The 15,824-nt window shown below is 62.5% G+C and carries 16 protein-coding genes and 1 tRNA gene; 6 read left to right on the top strand and 11 right to left on the bottom strand.

Annotated elements, in window-relative coordinates; all coding sequences use genetic code 11:
* Nucleotides 1-11 precede the first annotated feature (11 nt).
* The 4 genes from M3484_RS09325 to purB form a co-directional block, all read right to left on the bottom strand.
* Nucleotides 12-878 carry a DMT family transporter gene (locus M3484_RS09325; protein ID WP_249496665.1) on the bottom strand — a complete coding sequence of 289 codons (867 nt, stop codon included), beginning with the start codon at nucleotides 876-878 and terminating at the stop codon, nucleotides 12-14.
* 851 nt (nucleotides 879-1,729) lie between these two features.
* Nucleotides 1,730-2,824, bottom strand: coding sequence for a flagellar motor switch protein FliG (locus M3484_RS09320; RefSeq protein ID WP_249496664.1), 1,095 nt, complete (start codon nucleotides 2,822-2,824; stop codon nucleotides 1,730-1,732).
* Between the two features lie 166 nt (nucleotides 2,825-2,990).
* Complete coding sequence (locus M3484_RS09315) at nucleotides 2,991-3,167, bottom strand: hypothetical protein (RefSeq protein ID WP_249496663.1); 177 nt, start codon at nucleotides 3,165-3,167, stop codon at nucleotides 2,991-2,993.
* 134 nt (nucleotides 3,168-3,301) lie between these two features.
* On the bottom strand, nucleotides 3,302-4,606 hold the full coding sequence (gene purB, locus M3484_RS09310; RefSeq protein WP_249496662.1) for an adenylosuccinate lyase: 1,305 nt from the start codon (nucleotides 4,604-4,606) through the stop codon (nucleotides 3,302-3,304).
* Between the two features lie 78 nt (nucleotides 4,607-4,684).
* On the opposite strand from purB, the gene M3484_RS09305 reads away from it, so the two are divergent.
* The 3 genes from M3484_RS09305 to M3484_RS09295 all read left to right on the top strand — a co-directional run bounded on the left by M3484_RS09305 (nucleotide 4,685) and on the right by M3484_RS09295 (nucleotide 7,103).
* Nucleotides 4,685-5,065, top strand: coding sequence for a hypothetical protein (locus M3484_RS09305; RefSeq protein ID WP_249496661.1), 381 nt, complete (start codon nucleotides 4,685-4,687; stop codon nucleotides 5,063-5,065).
* Between the two features lie 139 nt (nucleotides 5,066-5,204).
* Entirely contained in the window at nucleotides 5,205-6,044 is an 840-nt protein-coding gene (locus M3484_RS09300) for a hypothetical protein (RefSeq protein WP_249496660.1), read from the top strand.
* Between the two features lie 282 nt (nucleotides 6,045-6,326).
* Entirely contained in the window at nucleotides 6,327-7,103 is a 777-nt protein-coding gene (locus M3484_RS09295; RefSeq protein ID WP_249496659.1) for a hypothetical protein, read from the top strand.
* Nucleotides 7,104-7,143: 40 nt separating this feature from the next.
* Here M3484_RS09295 and M3484_RS09290 read toward each other — a convergent pair whose 3' ends face one another.
* The 3 genes from M3484_RS09290 to M3484_RS09280 form a co-directional block, all read right to left on the bottom strand.
* Complete coding sequence (locus M3484_RS09290) at nucleotides 7,144-7,944, bottom strand: heme-dependent oxidative N-demethylase family protein (protein ID WP_249496658.1); 801 nt, start codon at nucleotides 7,942-7,944, stop codon at nucleotides 7,144-7,146.
* A 138-nt stretch (nucleotides 7,945-8,082) separates the two neighbouring features.
* Nucleotides 8,083-9,417, bottom strand: coding sequence for a trigger factor (tig, locus tag M3484_RS09285; protein ID WP_249496657.1), 1,335 nt, complete (start codon nucleotides 9,415-9,417; stop codon nucleotides 8,083-8,085).
* A 24-nt stretch (nucleotides 9,418-9,441) separates the two neighbouring features.
* Nucleotides 9,442-9,526, bottom strand: a tRNA-Leu gene (locus M3484_RS09280).
* A gap of 282 nt (nucleotides 9,527-9,808) precedes the next feature.
* Here M3484_RS09280 and M3484_RS09275 point away from each other — a divergent pair.
* On the top strand, nucleotides 9,809-10,291 hold the full coding sequence (locus M3484_RS09275; protein ID WP_249496656.1) for a Hint domain-containing protein: 483 nt from the start codon (nucleotides 9,809-9,811) through the stop codon (nucleotides 10,289-10,291).
* Nucleotides 10,292-10,344: 53 nt separating this feature from the next.
* Here M3484_RS09275 and M3484_RS09270 read toward each other — a convergent pair whose 3' ends face one another.
* The gene (locus tag M3484_RS09270; RefSeq protein WP_249496655.1) at nucleotides 10,345-12,018 is read right to left on the bottom strand and encodes an NAD(P)H-hydrate dehydratase; all 1,674 of its coding nucleotides are present in this window, start codon (nucleotides 12,016-12,018) and stop codon (nucleotides 10,345-10,347) included.
* 177 nt (nucleotides 12,019-12,195) lie between these two features.
* Here M3484_RS09270 and M3484_RS09265 point away from each other — a divergent pair, with 177 nt between their 5' ends.
* Entirely contained in the window at nucleotides 12,196-12,534 is a 339-nt protein-coding gene (locus M3484_RS09265) for a P-II family nitrogen regulator (RefSeq protein WP_092896596.1), read from the top strand.
* A 104-nt stretch (nucleotides 12,535-12,638) separates the two neighbouring features.
* Nucleotides 12,639-14,048 carry a type I glutamate--ammonia ligase gene (gene glnA / locus M3484_RS09260; RefSeq protein ID WP_092896598.1) on the top strand — a complete coding sequence of 470 codons (1,410 nt, stop codon included), beginning with the start codon at nucleotides 12,639-12,641 and terminating at the stop codon, nucleotides 14,046-14,048.
* 93 nt (nucleotides 14,049-14,141) lie between these two features.
* Here glnA and M3484_RS09255 read toward each other — a convergent pair whose 3' ends face one another.
* The 3 genes from M3484_RS09255 to rpsR form a co-directional block, all read right to left on the bottom strand.
* Entirely contained in the window at nucleotides 14,142-14,813 is a 672-nt protein-coding gene (locus M3484_RS09255) for a ZinT family metal-binding protein (RefSeq protein ID WP_249496654.1), read from the bottom strand.
* Nucleotides 14,814-15,009: 196 nt separating this feature from the next.
* A complete protein-coding gene (gene rplI, locus M3484_RS09250; RefSeq protein WP_092896601.1) occupies nucleotides 15,010-15,582 on the bottom strand; it encodes a 50S ribosomal protein L9 in 573 nt (190 codons plus the stop codon).
* 13 nt (nucleotides 15,583-15,595) lie between these two features.
* On the bottom strand, nucleotides 15,596-15,823 hold the full coding sequence (gene rpsR / locus M3484_RS09245; RefSeq protein ID WP_022704737.1) for a 30S ribosomal protein S18: 228 nt from the start codon (nucleotides 15,821-15,823) through the stop codon (nucleotides 15,596-15,598).
* Nucleotide 15,824: the final 1 nt, after the last annotated feature.

The raw sequence follows: 15,824 nt of genomic DNA, 5'->3' as shown, positions 1-15,824 counted from the left end.
GCAATCCCGGATCAGCGCCTGAGCAGGCGCGTTTCCCGGTGCCAGACATAGAGACCGGCCCCCACGATCACAAGCGCGCCGGTCACGGTCCAGAAATCGGGATATTCCGAGAAGAAAAGCGCCCCCCAGAGCGTGGCGAAAACCACACCGATATAGGTGAAGGGCGCGACGGTTCCGGCCTCGGCAATCGAGAGCGAGCGGATCATCAGCACCTGGCCCAGCGTGCCGATACAGCCGACAAAGACGAAAAGCGGCAGATCGGCAGCCGCGACCGGCACCCAGTTTGTGGGCAGAAAGACCGTGAAGGCCAGCGTCCCGAAGAGCCCGCCCCAGAGCATCGCCGTCCAGACCGGCTCATATTGGCCGATGCGCCGGGTCAGGAGCGAATTGGCCGCGAAAGAGACGGCTGCGGCAAGCGGCATCAGCGCCCACCAGGTGAACACGCCGCCGCCGGGGCGCACAGTGATCACGGCCCCGACCAGCGCCACGCAGATGGCAAGGATCCGCTTTGGGCCGAGCCTTTCGCCCAGAAACAGCGCAGCCCCAAGGGTGACAAGAACCGGGCTCGTGTCGGTGAGCGCGGTCGCTTCTGCGAGGCCGATGTAATTCAGCGAGGTGAAGAACAGCGCGGCCGTCGAGACCTGGAAAAACGCCCGCAGCACATGCAGGCCAGGATAAGAGGTGCGCCACATGATCAGCGTCCGCCCCCTCAGGATCAGAACGACGATCAGCACCTGGCCGAGAAAACGCGCCCAGATCACCTGCGGCGCCGGATAGCGCTGCAACAGGCCCTTGGCGCTCGCATCGAGCAGGGTGAAAGCGAGGATTGCGAGGATCATCAGCAGGATGCCTCGCGCGGGGTTCTGCGCAGTTTGCATGATGCCTGCGACGCTACCTGGCTGCCGGGGAAGAGACAAGAGAGGATGGCTGGCCCGGAGCCCATCTGGCGGGCTGGAATGCGGCTGGTTCAGAGCGGGCCCGTGGTGGCCTTCTCATAAGACAAAGGTCGGGAAGGCGAGGCAGGGGAGCGGAGTATTCCCGATGGGTCTGCGCCACTTGCATAGGGTCTGGCCGGAGCTGCAGGAAATGGGGCATGGGCTGCGCTGATTTTCAGGTGACGGGGTAGGTGGAATTGAGGCACCTCCTCCCGGCCGGGAGGAGCGTGCGGAGCGTAGTCTCGGTCGGGAGGAAGACCCGCATATGGATGCCCGAGGCGTGCGAGGGGCTCTGCTTCCACAATATGAGATGCGGCTGCGTGAGGTGCCGGGGGCTTGCGGCGCGGCCATGACAGAGTTCCGGGCGCAGAGAAACGCAAAGCCGGGATCATCCGTCGCGGTGCCAATGGCCCGTGGAAAGGCGCATGGGGTGAGATGTGATCCGGCGCCCCCGGCGGAGGCTCCTTGCGGAAAGCATCGGGCTGTTGCTGATGGGGTTTTGCGCCCGGGGCCCTGCATGCCATGCCAGTGGCCGTGCCTGACGACCTTGTTAAGGGAGCGTGATAGTCGAACACCCTCGGGCACCGGCCGTTTTGCGGCAATAGGGCCACCCAAAGACCTGCTGCGGGTATACCCGGTCGTTTCGCGCCGCGACGGGGACATGCCCGCAGAGGAGCCGCCGGATCTTTGTAGCGGAGATTTTTGCCCGGGGTTGCGGACAGAGAGACGTTTGGCCAGAGAGGCGTTTGGTCTGAGACGGGCTTTGCCAGAAAGGCGCGTTTGGCGCTGGCGGGTCATTCCTCCTCTTCGGGTAACATCATGATCAGCTCGCCCTGGGCCTCCAGGCTGCGGGCGGCGGCGACGATTGCGCCCATCGCGGTCTCGCCGTCCTTGTCCTTGATCTTCGGCGCCTGTTCGACCTCGTCACGGATGTTTTGCGCCATGCGCTGCGAGATACAGGCGAGGATGAATTCGCCGGCGGCCTCCAGCGGCGGTTTGCCTTTGCTATAGGCGATGGCGGTGACCAGCGTGGCCTGGTCGACCAGCCGCACGACTTTTGGAATGTCTCGGCCGGTGACTCGACCGGGGAAATGCGCGAAAGTGAAGATGGCGCGGCGCACCTCTTCGGCAAAACCGGCATCCGCGTCTTCCAGGCCCTTCAACACATCTTCGCGCACCTGGGCGGGAGAGACATTGAGGATCGCCCCCACACGTTCGACCGGGCCACGGTCAAAGGCCTTTTGCGGCTGCGCGTCGATCTGGCCGAGAATGGCAATGCCGATGCGGCGCACGGTATCGGGGTCGGTATTGGCGGTTTGCGAGACGGCAAAGGCAATGCGGCGCGCGCGTTCGCCAGGGAGTTTCCCCAGAAACTCCGCCGCCTTTTGCACCGGCATTTTCGACAGGATCACGGCGGCGACCTCGATCGCTTCATTTTCAAGCACCGGAACCAGCCGTTCGGGGGGCAGCGCGCCCAGCCGTTCCCAGGGATCACCGCGCGCGCCCACGCCCACTTTGCGGCGCAGCCGGCTCGCGGTGGATTGCGAAATATGGCCATCCATCGCGTTCAGCGCACCTTCCAGCCCGCCGGGAAAGGCGAGGCCGACCGAATCCAGTTCGGTCATGAATTCCGCGATGACCTGGTCCAGCGTTTCGCGGTCGACCAGCCGCATCTGCCCCATTTGTTCGGCCAATGCGGTCTGAAGATGGTCCGGCAGCTGCGCAATCGGCAGTTCGGCCCCTTGTGCCAGCATATAGCGCACCACCACCGCTGCCTTTTCGCGCGCGCTGAGCATCCGGCGCAACCCGTTTCCCTGCGCGCTGTGGTGACCACCCGCACCCGGACGCTGGGTCGGAGTTATCCGTGCCAGCTGAACCCCATGGGACATGTACTGCCTCTCAACCTGATCTCTGGCTGATCCTGGCAAAGCTGAGTTAACCGGAGATTGTCAGCACAGGGTGTTTTCGCAAGAAATGCGGCCTGAACGGCCGGGTCGCTTAGAATTTGCCCGCGACAGCCCTGCCGCGGGCAATCTCAGTGGGGCTTTGGGCCCGTCAGCTTGCGGGCCGGATCACGCAAGAGCCACTTGCCTCATCCCAGACCGCGCCGGGCGTACAAAGGGACGCCGTGCTGTCTTTCGGTTTCATACAATCGCGCGCCGAGGCGAGGCCGGGCATCAGCATCAGGGGAAGCACGGCGATCAGTGCGGCCCCGCGCAGAGGTCTCGTCATCTTAAATCCTCCTCTGTTCCGCCGCCGGAGTGGCGACCGCCGCAGGATGCCATGAAAAAAAACCGCCCGCAGCGAAACTGCGGACGGGGGGCATAATGCGGGTCACAACTGCGACAGCTGCGCCGTATCAGGACTTATTTGCCGAAAACGCGGGCAAAAATCGTATCGACATGTTTGGTATGGTAGCCAAGGTCGAATTTCTCCTCGATCTCGGCGGGGGAGAGCGCTTTGGTCACCTCTTCATCGCCAAGAAGCTCGGTCTTGAAATCCGCGCCCTGTTCCCAGACCTTCATCGCGTTGCGCTGCACCAGACGGTAGCTGTCTTCGCGCGACACACCGGCCTGGGTCAGTGCCAGAAGCACCCGCTGCGACATCACAAGCCCTTTGAACCTGTTCATGTTTTTCAGCATGTTTTCAGGGTAGATCACCAGTTTTTCGATCACACCCGCCAGCCGGTTCAGCGCGAAATCCAGCGTCACGGTGCTGTCAGGCCCGATCGCGCGCTCGACCGAGCTGTGCGAGATGTCGCGCTCATGCCAGAGCGCCACGTTTTCCATCGCCGGCACCACCGACATGCGCACAAGCCGGGCAAGACCGGTGAGGTTTTCGGTCAGGACCGGGTTCCTCTTATGCGGCATCGCCGAGGAACCTTTCTGCCCGGGCGAGAAAAACTCTTCCGCCTCGAGCACTTCGGTCCGCTGCATATGGCGGATCTCGATGGCGATGTTTTCAATCGACGAGGCGATCACACCCAGCACCGCGAAATACATCGCATGGCGGTCGCGCGGGATCACCTGCGTCGAGACCGGCTCCGGCTCCAGCCCGAGCTTCTCGCAGACATATTCCTCGACGCGCGGGTCGATATTGGCGAATGTGCCGACTGCACCCGAAATCGCACCGGTGCGGATCTCGTCTTTCGCGGCTTTCAGACGGCGCAGGTTGCGGTCCATCTCGGCGTAAAACCGTGCGAAGGTCAGGCCCATCGTGGTCGGTTCGGCATGGATGCCATGGCTGCGGCCGATGCGGACGGTGTCCTTGTGTTCAAAGGCGCGGGTTTTCAGCGCGGCCAGAACCCGTTCGACGCCCGCGATCAGGATGTCGGAGGCGCGCACCAGCTGGATGTTCAGCGTGGTGTCGAGCACATCGGAAGAGGTCATGCCCTGATGAACAAAGCGCGCCTCATCGGCGCCGATGATCTCGGCCAGATGGGTGAGGAAGGCGATCACGTCATGTTTGGTGACGGCTTCGATCTCGTCGATCCGCGCCACGTCAAAGGCCACATCCTTTGCCTTCCAGACGGCGTTCGCATTCTCGCGCGGGATCACGCCGAGATCGGCCTGGGCGTCGCAGGCATGGGCCTCGATCTCGTACCAGATGCGGAATTTGGTCTCGGGCGACCAGATGGCGACCATTTCGGGGCGGGAATAACGCGGGATCATCACGGACCTCTGACTGGCGGCTTGGTTGGCCTTCCCTTAAAGAGCGGTCGGGGCAGGTGCAAGCAATCGCAGGAACAGATGCGCAGAAATGGCGCACAGAAATGGCAGGTCGAAATGGCAGGACGGATGTGGAAAGCCGGGGCGCTGGTGTTGAGCCTTGCGGCCGGTATGGCGCATGCGGCGGCGGACTGGGCGACGGTGCCGGATGACCGGGTCGAGACGGTGCTGGCCGCACGGACCATCGGTTTTCCGGATGGCGTGACCTGGGGGTTCTTTGCCGATGGCCGTGTCCTCTCGGGTGAGACCTGGGGGCGGTGGAGCCTCGGCGACGAGACGGTCTGCCTGTTATGGCCCGGGGCCGAGGCCGTTTGCTACCGGCTTGACGAAAAGGGCATCGACCTGCGGTTTACCCCGGTTTCTGGCGGTGCGGCGCGGGTGGGGCGCTATATCGACCTCTGACGCACGCTCTGGGCGGGTGCCGTTGGTGCCGCAGCAGCCGCAGAAAAGGCCCTGGAATACGCGGCGGCTTGCAGCGATTCCTTAACTTCTGGGCTTCAGTCTCCGGGGAAGGACCCTATGGCGACTGAAGGAGCCGGCGATGAGACTGCTGCTGCGACCAGAGGACCGGAGCGACCGACACGACCGGAAAACCTCTCCCTGCGGCCAGGTCTTTGCTTCGGGCGGCATTCATCGCGCCATGTCGCAACGGGCGCCGGGGCAGGGTGGATCCACCCTGGCAGACACCGGCCCGAAGACACTGGTCGAGGCTGGCCTGACACAAATGCCCGCGACCGCCTGGCGGGTGCCCGGTTTCACCGGGCCCGCGCGGCTGAGCCGCAGTGACTGGCTGATCCGGGCCTTTGCATTGCTCGCCCGATCCGGGCATCCTGCGCTGAATATTGCGGTTCTCTGTGATTGCCCGGGGGCATCAAGGGCCGGGTTTTACGGGTTCTTCCCCGATCTGGCGGCCTATCGTCTCGAAGTGATTGCGCTGTGGGAGCGGACCTCGCAACAGCCGGTTCTGTCTCTCGCCCCGGCTGAAAGCGGCGCCCCCCGGCTCGCTTTGGCGCGCCTGCTGGAACTGGCGGATGAGGCCATTGCTCCCCCCTCCGCCGCAATCAGAGACGGTGACCCCGATGCGCCTTGTGCCGTGATGATCGAACGCGCGATTCGCGACTGGGCGCGGTGTGATGCCCTGGTGGCGGCGGCGCTTGCGCGTGTTGATGGCTGGCGGCTTGCGCAGGTGCAGGATCTGCTGGTGAGCGCAGGCCTGTCACAGCGCCGCGCGGCAGAGCGGGCAGCGGTTTTCTACGCGGCCCGGCTTGGCTTTGACCGGCTGCGCGACAGTACCGATATTGTCGCGGCGCCGCCGATGCGGGCGCTGGCACTGGCCATTCTCGGCGGTCGGGACATCGGCAGGGTGATGCCGATGTGCTGAGCCCGCCCGGTGCGGCATTCGGGGATGGTGGCCAGGTGATGGGTGCAAATTGATCCGCGTGTTGCCCGCTTTCGGACGGTAAGCAGGTCCGGGCCGAATTGCCTGCAAAACCCGGAACAATGCCATGATTGTGCCGGTTTCAGGTCTTTTCCCAGGCGCATTCCTGCCGCCTGACATTCCGGCAGGAGGGGCCCTGAGCAGGGGGGCGTCCGGGGCGTGAGTTGTGCAAGGGCCGGGGCCGCTGGTGTGGTTTCGCGATTTATGTGAGCGACGGATTTAAAGATGATGAAAAGTGACAGTGATGAGTCCCGTCCGGCAATCTGGGCAGAGGGCAGTCAGAAGCCCCCGTTCGAGCCGCGCGCTTTTGCCCGCGTCGCCCTGAAGATCGGGCGCGAGACTGTTTCTGGCATCCTTGCGCGCTGTGGCAGCAGTGCCAAGGATTTCGGCGGCGATCTGCGCGCCGGAAGATTGCGGATCCCCGAAGAGCGGCTCGGCCATACCGGTCGCTTTCTGCCTTCGGCGTCCGGCACCGGGCGCGCGGTTCTGGGCGGGGCCGGAATTCTGCACCGCGCGTCAGAGCTTACCCGGCCCAATGCTTTTGTCCGCGCGCCAAAAGACATTGACGCCGCCTATCGCGACCTGTTTCGGGGGCGCGTCGCGCCTGCCGGGGCCGCGCCCCTGGCGCAGGCCACAGCTCTCACCACGCCCCTCTGTACAGATCAGGCTGCGGCGGTGGCAGGGCAGTCTGAGACTGCCGGGGCGCCGCCCTTGACGGATGAGCTTGCCGCGATCCGGGATATGCTGCGCAACCCGCAGCAGGATGCGGCGGAGACCGCGAGAATACCGGGCCGCGCTGACGGCGTTCCGGAACAATTGCCCGGGACAAGCGCAGAGAGCATCTCTTTGACACGCAGCTTGCGCCATGCGGCGGGGGAAGGGGCTGCGCTCATCCTCGGCTGCTGGATGATCGCTTTCGCGTTACCCTATGGTGCGATCCGTGCCGGGCTCGCCCATTTCAGGGGCGAAGACCTGCGCAAGATCCGCAGCCGCAGCGAATAATCCGCAGACTTTGCAGCGAGGGGCGTCTCCCCGACGCCGGTCAATGCACCGCTGCCAGCAAGGCGGCATGTTCGTCCGCCGTCACCGTATCGGCCCGGACCAGCCAGGTATGGATCGCAAACACCACCGCCCTGGTGACCGGCAGCCGGATCAGGGCCTGCTTCTCGCAGCGGATATAGCGGTGCTCTTGTGGCCGTGGGCGCGGCTGGCTTTCGGGGCGCGGCTGATGCAGCTCCGGATCGTCATAGGTCAGGTAATTCATCCGCCAGAGCGGCTGTTCCGGCCGGATCGCATCAAAAAGCCGCTGCACCCCCCGGGCGAGGCGCTCATCATAGGGCTCGACCGGCTCATGGATGCGCAAAAGCGAGCGGCCGATCTTTTGCGAGAGCGTCCAGCCCGCCGGGAAACACAAAAGCGCGCCGGTCAGGCGATGGCTGTCCTCGCCGGTCTCTAAAATGCAGAGATCCTCCTGCACCAGCCGCCCGAGCGTCAGCAGCGGCTGGTCAGGTTCAGGGCGGATCGTGACGCCATCGGGGCGCGTGATCGCAGCACCATCCGCCGAAAACCGATAGCCCGGATCGCGAGCCAACCGCGCCAGGACCATGTCATAAAGCTCGCGCGCGGAAGGTTCTGCCTCGGGCAAAAGCGCATGGACGCGGTCGGGGATATCAGTGATCAGCGTGTCGCGCCGCGCCATCTGGCCGGCGAAAGCCTCGTCGCGCGCGATCCAGCTGTCATCGGTCAGGGGCTGGATGCCAGGCAGGCGGCTGCTGCGCGGATCCATCCAGGGCAAAAAGGGCAGGCGGGTCTGCAGGATGGCGGGATCGGCTGTCACTGTCATGTCGGTCTCTAAGGGGTATTGCCGCAGACCCTAATCCGGCTGGCCGCGCCAGGGCAAGGGCAGAGCCGGACGAGGAACCGTCCAAAGAAAAAGGCCGCCCCCGAAGGTGCGGCCCGTTCTCATCGACTCACAGGAAGATCAGAGCTCGTCCAGAGCCTCGACCGCCTTTTGCAGATCGTCTTTCGAGACGTCTTTCTCGGTCACTTTCGCGAGGCCGACGATGTGATCGACAACCTTGTCTTCGAAGATCGGTGCGCGCAGCTGCTGCTGGATCTGCGGGTTCTTCTGCACGAATTCGAAATAGGCGCGCTCCTGGCCCGGATACTGGCGGGCAGTCTGGATCACGGCCTGGGTCATCTCGGCATCGGACACGGTGACCTCAGCCTTGCGGCCGATTTCTGCGAGCAGGAGGCCCAGACGCACGCGGCGCTCGGCGAGCTTCTTATGCTCGTCGGTTGCTTCGATATTGCCGTGGTTATGGCCATGCTCTTCCGGGTGCTCTTCATGCCAGAGCTGATGCGCGATCTGGCTGGCTTCCGCCTCGACCAGTTTCGACGGCAGCTCGAACGACACGAGACCATCCAGCTGGTCCAGCAGGGCACGTTTCAGAACGGCGCGCGAAGCACCTTTATATTCGGCTTCGAGACGCTCACCGATCTGGGTTTTCAGACCTGCAAGATCTTCGGCGCCGAATTTCTTCGCCAGCTCGTCGTCGATCTCGGCGGCTTTCGGCGCCTTGACCTCATGCACGGTGCATTTGAAGAGGGCTTCTTTGCCGGCCAGATGTGCCGCGCCATATTCGGCCGGGAAGGTCACTTTGACCTCAACCTCGTCACCGGCTTTGGCACCGGTCAGCTGATCCTCGAAACCGGGGATGAAGCTGTTCGAGCCCAGAACCAGCGGATAGCCTTCGCCCTTGCCGCCCTCGAAAGCTTCGCCATCGACGAAACCTTCAAAATCGATCACGACCTGATCGCCCTCTTTGGCTTTCGAGCCTTTCTTGCGGGCTTCGAAATCTTTCGCATTGTCGGCGAGGTTTTTCAGCGCTTCGTCCACATCGGATTCGGCGGCCTTCACGACCAGCTTTTCCAGTTCGACTTTCGCGGTGTCGAGTTCCGGGATCTCGGGCAGGGTCTCATAGGCGACCTCGACCACGACGTCCTTCTCGGGCGACCAGCTTTCGCCGCCTGCCATCTTGACTTCGGGCTGCAGCGCCGGGCGGTCGCCGGTTGCCTCGAAATGGTCCTTCATGGCACCATCGACGGCATCCTGCATTGCTTCGCCCATCAGGCGGTCGCCAAACTGCTTGCGCAGAATCGCCAGCGGCACCTTTCCCTTGCGGAAGCCCTTGATTTCAATGTCGGGCTGCGCTTCGAGCAGCTTTTCCTGCACTTTCGCATCCAGCTCTGCCGCGGTCACCGTGATGGTATAGCCGCGCTTCAGGCCGTCTTTCAGGGTCTCGGTGACCTGCATCTGTTTACCTTCCCAATCCTCAAATGGTGCGGGTGGAGGGACTTGAACCCCCACGCCGTAAGGCGCCGGAACCTAAATCCGGTGCGTCTGCCAATTCCGCCACACCCGCATCGCTCATGTTCTTCCAGGATAACGAAACGGGGACCAGACCCTGATGTGACAGGCCGGCCCCCGCATATGCCCGGAAAATCCGCGCCCTTCTAGCAAAGGCTCGATTGGGATGCGAGCGGAAAATCATCGCGACAATCCAGCCGGAAGACGGACATTCCTGCCACAAAACCGGTGCATCTGGCGGCAAAAGCCTGGAAATAAGCGCAGCCCTGACCAATTCCTGCCATAGTTCGGGGCAAAACTGGGCCGGATAGCGCGAAGATCAGGGATTGAGACCATGATGATCGAAAGCCTCCTCAGCGTTGAAACCGGCCTTCCGGCTGTCGAAGCCACCGCAGAGACCGGTCTTACGGTCGGCACCACTGTCCTCACCCTTGAGGGTGATTTGCCGGTTCAGTTTCTCGCCCCGGGTGACCATGTTATCACCCGGTCCGGCGCTAAAGTTCTGAAATCGATCAAAGTTTCGGTGATGCGCGATGCCGGTATGATCCGCGTCAACGCGTCGGCGCTTGGCCATGACCGCCCGGAAGCCGATTGCTTCCTTGCGCCGGGCCAGAAAATCATGCTGCGCGACTGGCGCGCCCGGGCCCTTTATGGTCAGGACGTTGCCATGATCGAGGCACGGCGCCTGTGCGACGGCGATTACATCCGCTTTGAGACAGTGTCGGAGATCCGCCTTTTCACGCTGGCCTTTGATGGCGACGAAATCATCTATGCAAATGGCATGGAACTGCATTGTGCCGGGGCCCCGGTCACCGCCTGATCCGTGCTCCTGGTTTAAAGGCGCCGCGCCCTGGCCTGCCGCGCTTTGCCATGTCACCCTGACACAAAGACGCCTGCCGGAGGCGACCCGAAGGCGGCCAGAGGCTCCCTCCACCGCCCTGTCGCGCTGAGAACCTTTGGCAGCGCCTCAGGCAGATCTTCCGCGATCAGCCCCGGACCAAAGCTGCGCGCCGCTTCTACATGAAGCCAGGCGCCGAGACAGGCGGCTTCAAATGCACCGATCCCGCGCGCCAGCACTCCGGTGATGATCCCGGCAAGGACGTCCCCTGATCCTGCTGTCGCGAGCCAGGGCGCCTCTCGTCCATAGGCTGCCGAATTGATGACCACGGCGCCAGCAGGATCGGCGATCACAGTGTCGCGCCCCTTCAGCAAAACGATACAACCCGCCTGCCGCGCCGCCGCGCGCGCGGCGTCTATGCGCGAACAGGCTGGTGCCGGGCCGGGTGGTGCCGTCAGTTGCGCTGCAATTTCGGGAAAGAGACGCGCGAATTCGCCACCATGCGGAGTCAGAACCGTATCCTTATGCAATCGCGCAAAGAGGTCGGGATGGCCTGCCAGCAGGGTCAGTGCATCTGCATCCAGCACCGCAGGCCGACCGGTGTCCAGCACCGCCCGAAGCAGCCCGGCCTCGCGAGAACCGGTCCCAAGGGCAGGGCCAATACAAAGCGCGTTGATCCGCGGGTCTTCAAGCAAAGCGGACAGGGCCGCAGCATCGGCGACCGGTGACAGCATGATCGCATCAAGCCGCGCCGCGTTCTCGGCCATTGCCTCCGGCGGGCTTGCCAGGGTCACAAGGCCTGCACCGATCCGCAACGCGCTGCGGGCCGAAAGCCGCGCCGCACCGCTGCGCCCGGCGGCCCCGCCTGCGACCAGCGCATGGCCATGGCTGAATTTATGGCCGCCGGTGTCTTGCCAGCCCTTGTCGAGCCTGCCTTTCCTGCCCGAAAATCCCGGGCGTAGGCTGCGGCCATCTTCGATCCGGATCAGCGCAGACATGTCATATTCCCCGTGCCTGCCGTTGGTATAACTGCGGCGAAAAAGCCGTGACGGCGCCTGCGGATCCAGCCCGATATCGCAGCAGACAAGCCTGCCGGAAAAGGAGGGGCCGTCTGCGAGAAAATGGCCGCATTTGAAAAAGCCGAAGGTGACGGTCAGGTCGACAGCGATCAGGTTGCCGAAGGCCTTACCGCTGTCAGCACAAAGCCCCGAGGGAAGATCGACTGCGAGTGAAAGTACCTCTGCCAGCGCCACTGCTTCGCTGAGCTTTTCCAGCGCGGTGAGCATCGCCCCGGATATCGGGCGCGAGATGCCAGTCCCGAGCAGGGCATCCACCACCAGATCGGGCCTGGCATCCCAGGGATCGCAGGCGGCAGGGTCCCGGATCGGGCCGAGTTGCAGCCAGCGGTCGCGGTTGATGCGCGCATCCGCCGGCAGGCGTGCCGGATCGCCGGTCAGAAAGACATCAACGCTCCAGCCCTGATCATGCAGCAGCCGCGCGATGACAAACCCATCGCCGCCATTATTGCCCGGGCCGCAGAAGATCATGGCACGCCCCGACAGCGGTCGCGCGGCGGGCCATGAGGCGATAATCGCATCAACCACCGCCTGACCGGCGCGCTCCATCAGTTCCAGCCCGGTGACCGCTCCCGAGGCAATGGCGTCATTTTCAACCGCCCTCATCTGCGCCGAGGTCAGAACTATGCTCATTTTTTGCCTGTTTGCTGCATGGGCGTTCCAGCGTCGCCTGTTTTTGTGACTGTGTGCTTAATTATTGTGCATGTCGCGCGAATTTCCGCCCGGCTTGCGCGCTTGCCGGGGCATCGCGATTGCCCGTCTGATGCGAAAATGGTCGATGGTCAGAGACAAGAACGGAGGAGTCGGCGGATGAAGAAGGTTGAGGCGATCATCAAGCCCTTCAAACTTGATGAGGTCAAGGAAGCCCTGCAGGAAGCCGGAATCCAGGGGCTCTCGGTCACCGAGGTCAAAGGATTCGGTCGCCAGAAGGGCCATACCGAGCTTTATCGCGGGGCCGAATATGTTGTCGACTTCCTGCCCAAGGTGAAGATCGAAGTGATCCTGGCGGATGACATGGTCGAGGCGGCCGTCGAGGCCATCGTTTCGGCCGCGCGCACCGACAAGATCGGCGACGGCAAGATCTTTGTCTCTCCGGTCGAACAGGCGATCCGCATCCGCACCGGCGAAACCGGCGATGATGCGATCTGACCCGATGATCTGATCCGGCGATCTGATCATACGAATTTCCGAATACGGGCAGGCGCAGACGGCGCGGGCCCGGCGAGTGTTAACCCTGAACGAAAGGCAGTCAGATGAGCGCGGTTGCGAAGGCTCTCAAACTGATCAAGGACGAGGAAGTCGAATATGTCGACGTCCGCTTCACCGACCCGAAAGGCAAGCTCCAGCATGTCACGCTGGTTGTTGATCTGATTGATGAAGACTGGTTCGAAGAAGGCTTCATGTTCGACGGCTCGTCGATCGCGGGCTGGAAGTCGATTGATCAGTCCGACATGAAACTGATTCCGGATCCGACCTCGATCTATCTCGACCCCTTCTATGCCGAGAAAACGCTCGCGGTGCATTGCAACGTGGTCGAACCCGACACCAACGAGGCCTATGACCGTTGCCCGCGTCAGACCGCGACCAAGGCAGAGGCCTATCTGAAAGCCACGGGGATTGGCGATACGGCTTTCTTCGGCCCGGAAGCTGAATTCTTCATCTTCGACGACGTGCGCTATTCGATCACGCCGCAGAAGGTGTCGTTCCAGATCGACGCCGAGGCGGCTGCCTGGAATACCGATGCCGAAATCGAAGGTGGCAACCTCGCCCATCGCGCCGGCCATAAAGGCGGCTACTTCCCGGTCAATCCGGTGGATGAGGCCCAGGACCTGCGCGGCGAGATGCTCTCGACCATGAAGCGTATGGGCATGAAGGTCGACAAGCATCACCATGAGGTCGCCACCTGCCAGCACGAGCTGGGGATGATCTTCGGTGGTCTGGTCGAACAGGCCGACAACATGCAGAAATACAAGTATGTGATCCACAATGTGGCGCATGCTTACGGCAAGACCGTGACCTTCATGCCAAAACCCATGAAGGGTGACAACGGCTCGGGGATGCATGTGAACATGTCGATCTGGAAGAACGGCAAGCCGCTCTTCGCAGGCGATAAATATGCTGACCTGTCACAGGAAGCCCTGTGGTTCATCGGCGGCATCCTGAAGCATGCGAAAGCGCTGAACGCGCTGACCAACCCGTCGACCAACAGCTACAAGCGTCTGATCCCGGGCTTTGAAGCACCGGTTCTGCGGGCATATTCGGCCCGCAACCGCTCGGGCTGCGTTCGTATTCCGTGGACGGAATCGCCGAAGGCAAAGCGTGTCGAAGCGCGTTTCCCCGATCCGGTCGCGAACCCCTATCTGGCGTTTGCAGCGCTGCTGATGGCTGGCCTTGACGGCATCAGGAACAAGATAGATCCGGGCCCGGCATCGGATAAAGACCTCTACGACCTGCCGCCCGAAGAACTGGCCGCGATCCCGACCGTTTGCGGCTCGCTTCGTGAGGCTCTGGAAGAGCTGGAAAAGGACATGGACTTCCTGGTCGCAGGCGATGTGTTCACCAAAGACCAGCTGCAATCCTATATCGCCCTGAAATGGGAAGAGGTTTATGCCTATGAGCATACGCCGCACCCGATTGAATATGCGATGTATTATTCCTGCTGATCGGCGGGAACGAATTGGAAAGGGCGGCCTTCTGGCCGCCCTTTTTTCTTTGGTCTGCTGTGTTTGCCTGCCTCGTTTCTGTGTTGTGCGGGGTCAGTGCGCGTTCATCTCGGAGACGATCTCTGCCCCGCTGAGACCGGCCGGATAATAGGTGGGCCAGTTGGTCAGCTCTTTCAGCAGTTCTGCACGGTCATCGCCGAAATAGAGATGGAAATGCCCGGATTTTTCGGGGGCGATGATATGGTCGCTGAACTGGATGAAGCCTGGCGCCTGCGCATCGCCGGCGGTCTTTCTGAAGATGAAGCGAACACCCCGATTGCCCTTTTCATAGGACAGGATCTCATAACCATCCGCGGCATAGGTGCCGGTTGCCGCGCCTTCAGCGGTCTGGAAGGTGATCTGGTCGCCGGTGATGGTGATGCGGTCGGTTTCGGTGGCATAGCCAGTCTCGTAATAGGCTTTGTATTCTGCCGCAGATTTGTCGCCATGCGCGGCCTTTTCAGCCATAACAGGGTCAAGCGTGCCGTCTTTCAGCAGCGGATAGACCGATTGCCAGTCGCCTTCCCAATCCGAAAGCGCGCGGTCGCCGATCTGGCTGTCTTCGAAGTATCCCTTGTAAATCTGGCTCTTCGCCTCGTCATGGCTGTGGGAATGGTCATGCGAATGGTCATGATCTTTCTTTGCAGTATCGGCCATGGCAAGCGAAAGCGAGGCGGTGAAAGCAAGCACGCCGAGGAGCAGCGGGCGGTGAAGGAGGGTGGCCATGGTCTTTATCCCCTGGATCGGGCGGAAGGCTCCGCGATTCGTTATGTGATAGTATAACTATTTTTGACTAACGAGGAGCACAGGGCAGGGCAAGGGAAACCTGCCGGCCGGGGCAGGGATCCGCCGCAGGGATCCGCGAATGAAAAAGGCCGCGCCCGGTGGGGCGCGGCCTTTCGATCCGGAGATCCGGATTTGATTATTCGTCTTCCGACGCGGCAGAGCCCATCTCGTCGAACAGCTCGGAGATCTCGAATTCCGCCTGGGCTTCCGCCTCGGCTGCGAGTTCCTGGACCGACTTGCCCGAAGCCTGCAGAGCAGCTTCTTCGACCGAACGGGCCACGTTCACCGAAACGCTGACCGAAACTTCCGGATGCAGCACGACGGTGATCGGGTGGATGCCGAGATACTTGATCGGCTGGTCCTGTGCGACCTGGCCACGGGCGATGGTGTAGCCCGCAGCGGTAGCCGCTTCGGATACGTCACGACCGGTGACCGAACCGTAAAGCGCGCCCGATTCGGAGGCCGAACGGATCACGATGAAGGTCTGACCGTCGATCTTTGCAGCGGCGGCTTCGGCTTCTTTTTTGGTCTCGAGGTTGTCGGCTTCGAGCTGCGACTTGCGCGCCTCGAAGGACTTGATGTTGGCCTCATTGGCGCGCAGCGCCTTGCCTTGCGGCAGGAGGTAGTTGCGGGCATAGCCCGGCTTGACGTTGACGACTTCGCCCATCTGGCCGAGTTTCGCCACGCGCTGGAGCAGGATCACTTGCATGGTTCGGTGCTCCTCACTTCACGGCATAGGGGAGAAGCGCGAGGAAACGTGCGCGCTTGATGGCCCGTGCCAGTTCACGCTGTTTCTTCGCCGAGACGGCGGTGATGCGCGACGGAACGATCTTGCCGCGCTCGGATACGTAGCGCTGCAGGAGACGGGTGTCTTTGTAGTCGATTGCCGGTGCATTGTCGCCCGAGAAGGGGCAAACCTTGCGGCGGCGGAAAAACGGTTTATTCGCCATG

Origin of the sequence: Pseudomonas sp. GX19020 (assembly GCF_023371075.1) — a bacterium.
Taxonomy (GTDB): domain Bacteria; phylum Pseudomonadota; class Alphaproteobacteria; order Rhodobacterales; family Rhodobacteraceae; genus Pseudogemmobacter.
This window is presented reverse-complemented; position numbering and strand designations above follow the sequence as displayed.

Coding starts and splice junctions, on each gene's coding strand:
- M3484_RS09325 (WP_249496665.1), bottom strand. CDS start 878: ATGCAAACTGCGCAGAACCCCGCGCGAGGCATCCTGCTGATGATCCTC.
- M3484_RS09320 (WP_249496664.1), bottom strand. CDS start 2,824: ATGTCCCATGGGGTTCAGCTGGCACGGATAACTCCGACCCAGCGTCCG.
- M3484_RS09315 (WP_249496663.1), bottom strand. CDS start 3,167: ATGACGAGACCTCTGCGCGGGGCCGCACTGATCGCCGTGCTTCCCCTG.
- purB (WP_249496662.1), bottom strand. CDS start 4,606: ATGATCCCGCGTTATTCCCGCCCCGAAATGGTCGCCATCTGGTCGCCC.
- M3484_RS09305 (WP_249496661.1), top strand. CDS start 4,685: ATGCGCAGAAATGGCGCACAGAAATGGCAGGTCGAAATGGCAGGACGG.
- M3484_RS09300 (WP_249496660.1), top strand. CDS start 5,205: ATGAGACTGCTGCTGCGACCAGAGGACCGGAGCGACCGACACGACCGG.
- M3484_RS09295 (WP_249496659.1), top strand. CDS start 6,327: ATGATGAAAAGTGACAGTGATGAGTCCCGTCCGGCAATCTGGGCAGAG.
- M3484_RS09290 (WP_249496658.1), bottom strand. CDS start 7,944: ATGACAGTGACAGCCGATCCCGCCATCCTGCAGACCCGCCTGCCCTTT.
- tig (WP_249496657.1), bottom strand. CDS start 9,417: ATGCAGGTCACCGAGACCCTGAAAGACGGCCTGAAGCGCGGCTATACC.
- M3484_RS09275 (WP_249496656.1), top strand. CDS start 9,809: ATGATCGAAAGCCTCCTCAGCGTTGAAACCGGCCTTCCGGCTGTCGAA.
- M3484_RS09270 (WP_249496655.1), bottom strand. CDS start 12,018: ATGAGCATAGTTCTGACCTCGGCGCAGATGAGGGCGGTTGAAAATGAC.
- M3484_RS09265 (WP_092896596.1), top strand. CDS start 12,196: ATGAAGAAGGTTGAGGCGATCATCAAGCCCTTCAAACTTGATGAGGTC.
- glnA (WP_092896598.1), top strand. CDS start 12,639: ATGAGCGCGGTTGCGAAGGCTCTCAAACTGATCAAGGACGAGGAAGTC.
- M3484_RS09255 (WP_249496654.1), bottom strand. CDS start 14,813: ATGGCCACCCTCCTTCACCGCCCGCTGCTCCTCGGCGTGCTTGCTTTC.
- rplI (WP_092896601.1), bottom strand. CDS start 15,582: ATGCAAGTGATCCTGCTCCAGCGCGTGGCGAAACTCGGCCAGATGGGC.
- rpsR (WP_022704737.1), bottom strand. CDS start 15,823: ATGGCGAATAAACCGTTTTTCCGCCGCCGCAAGGTTTGCCCCTTCTCG.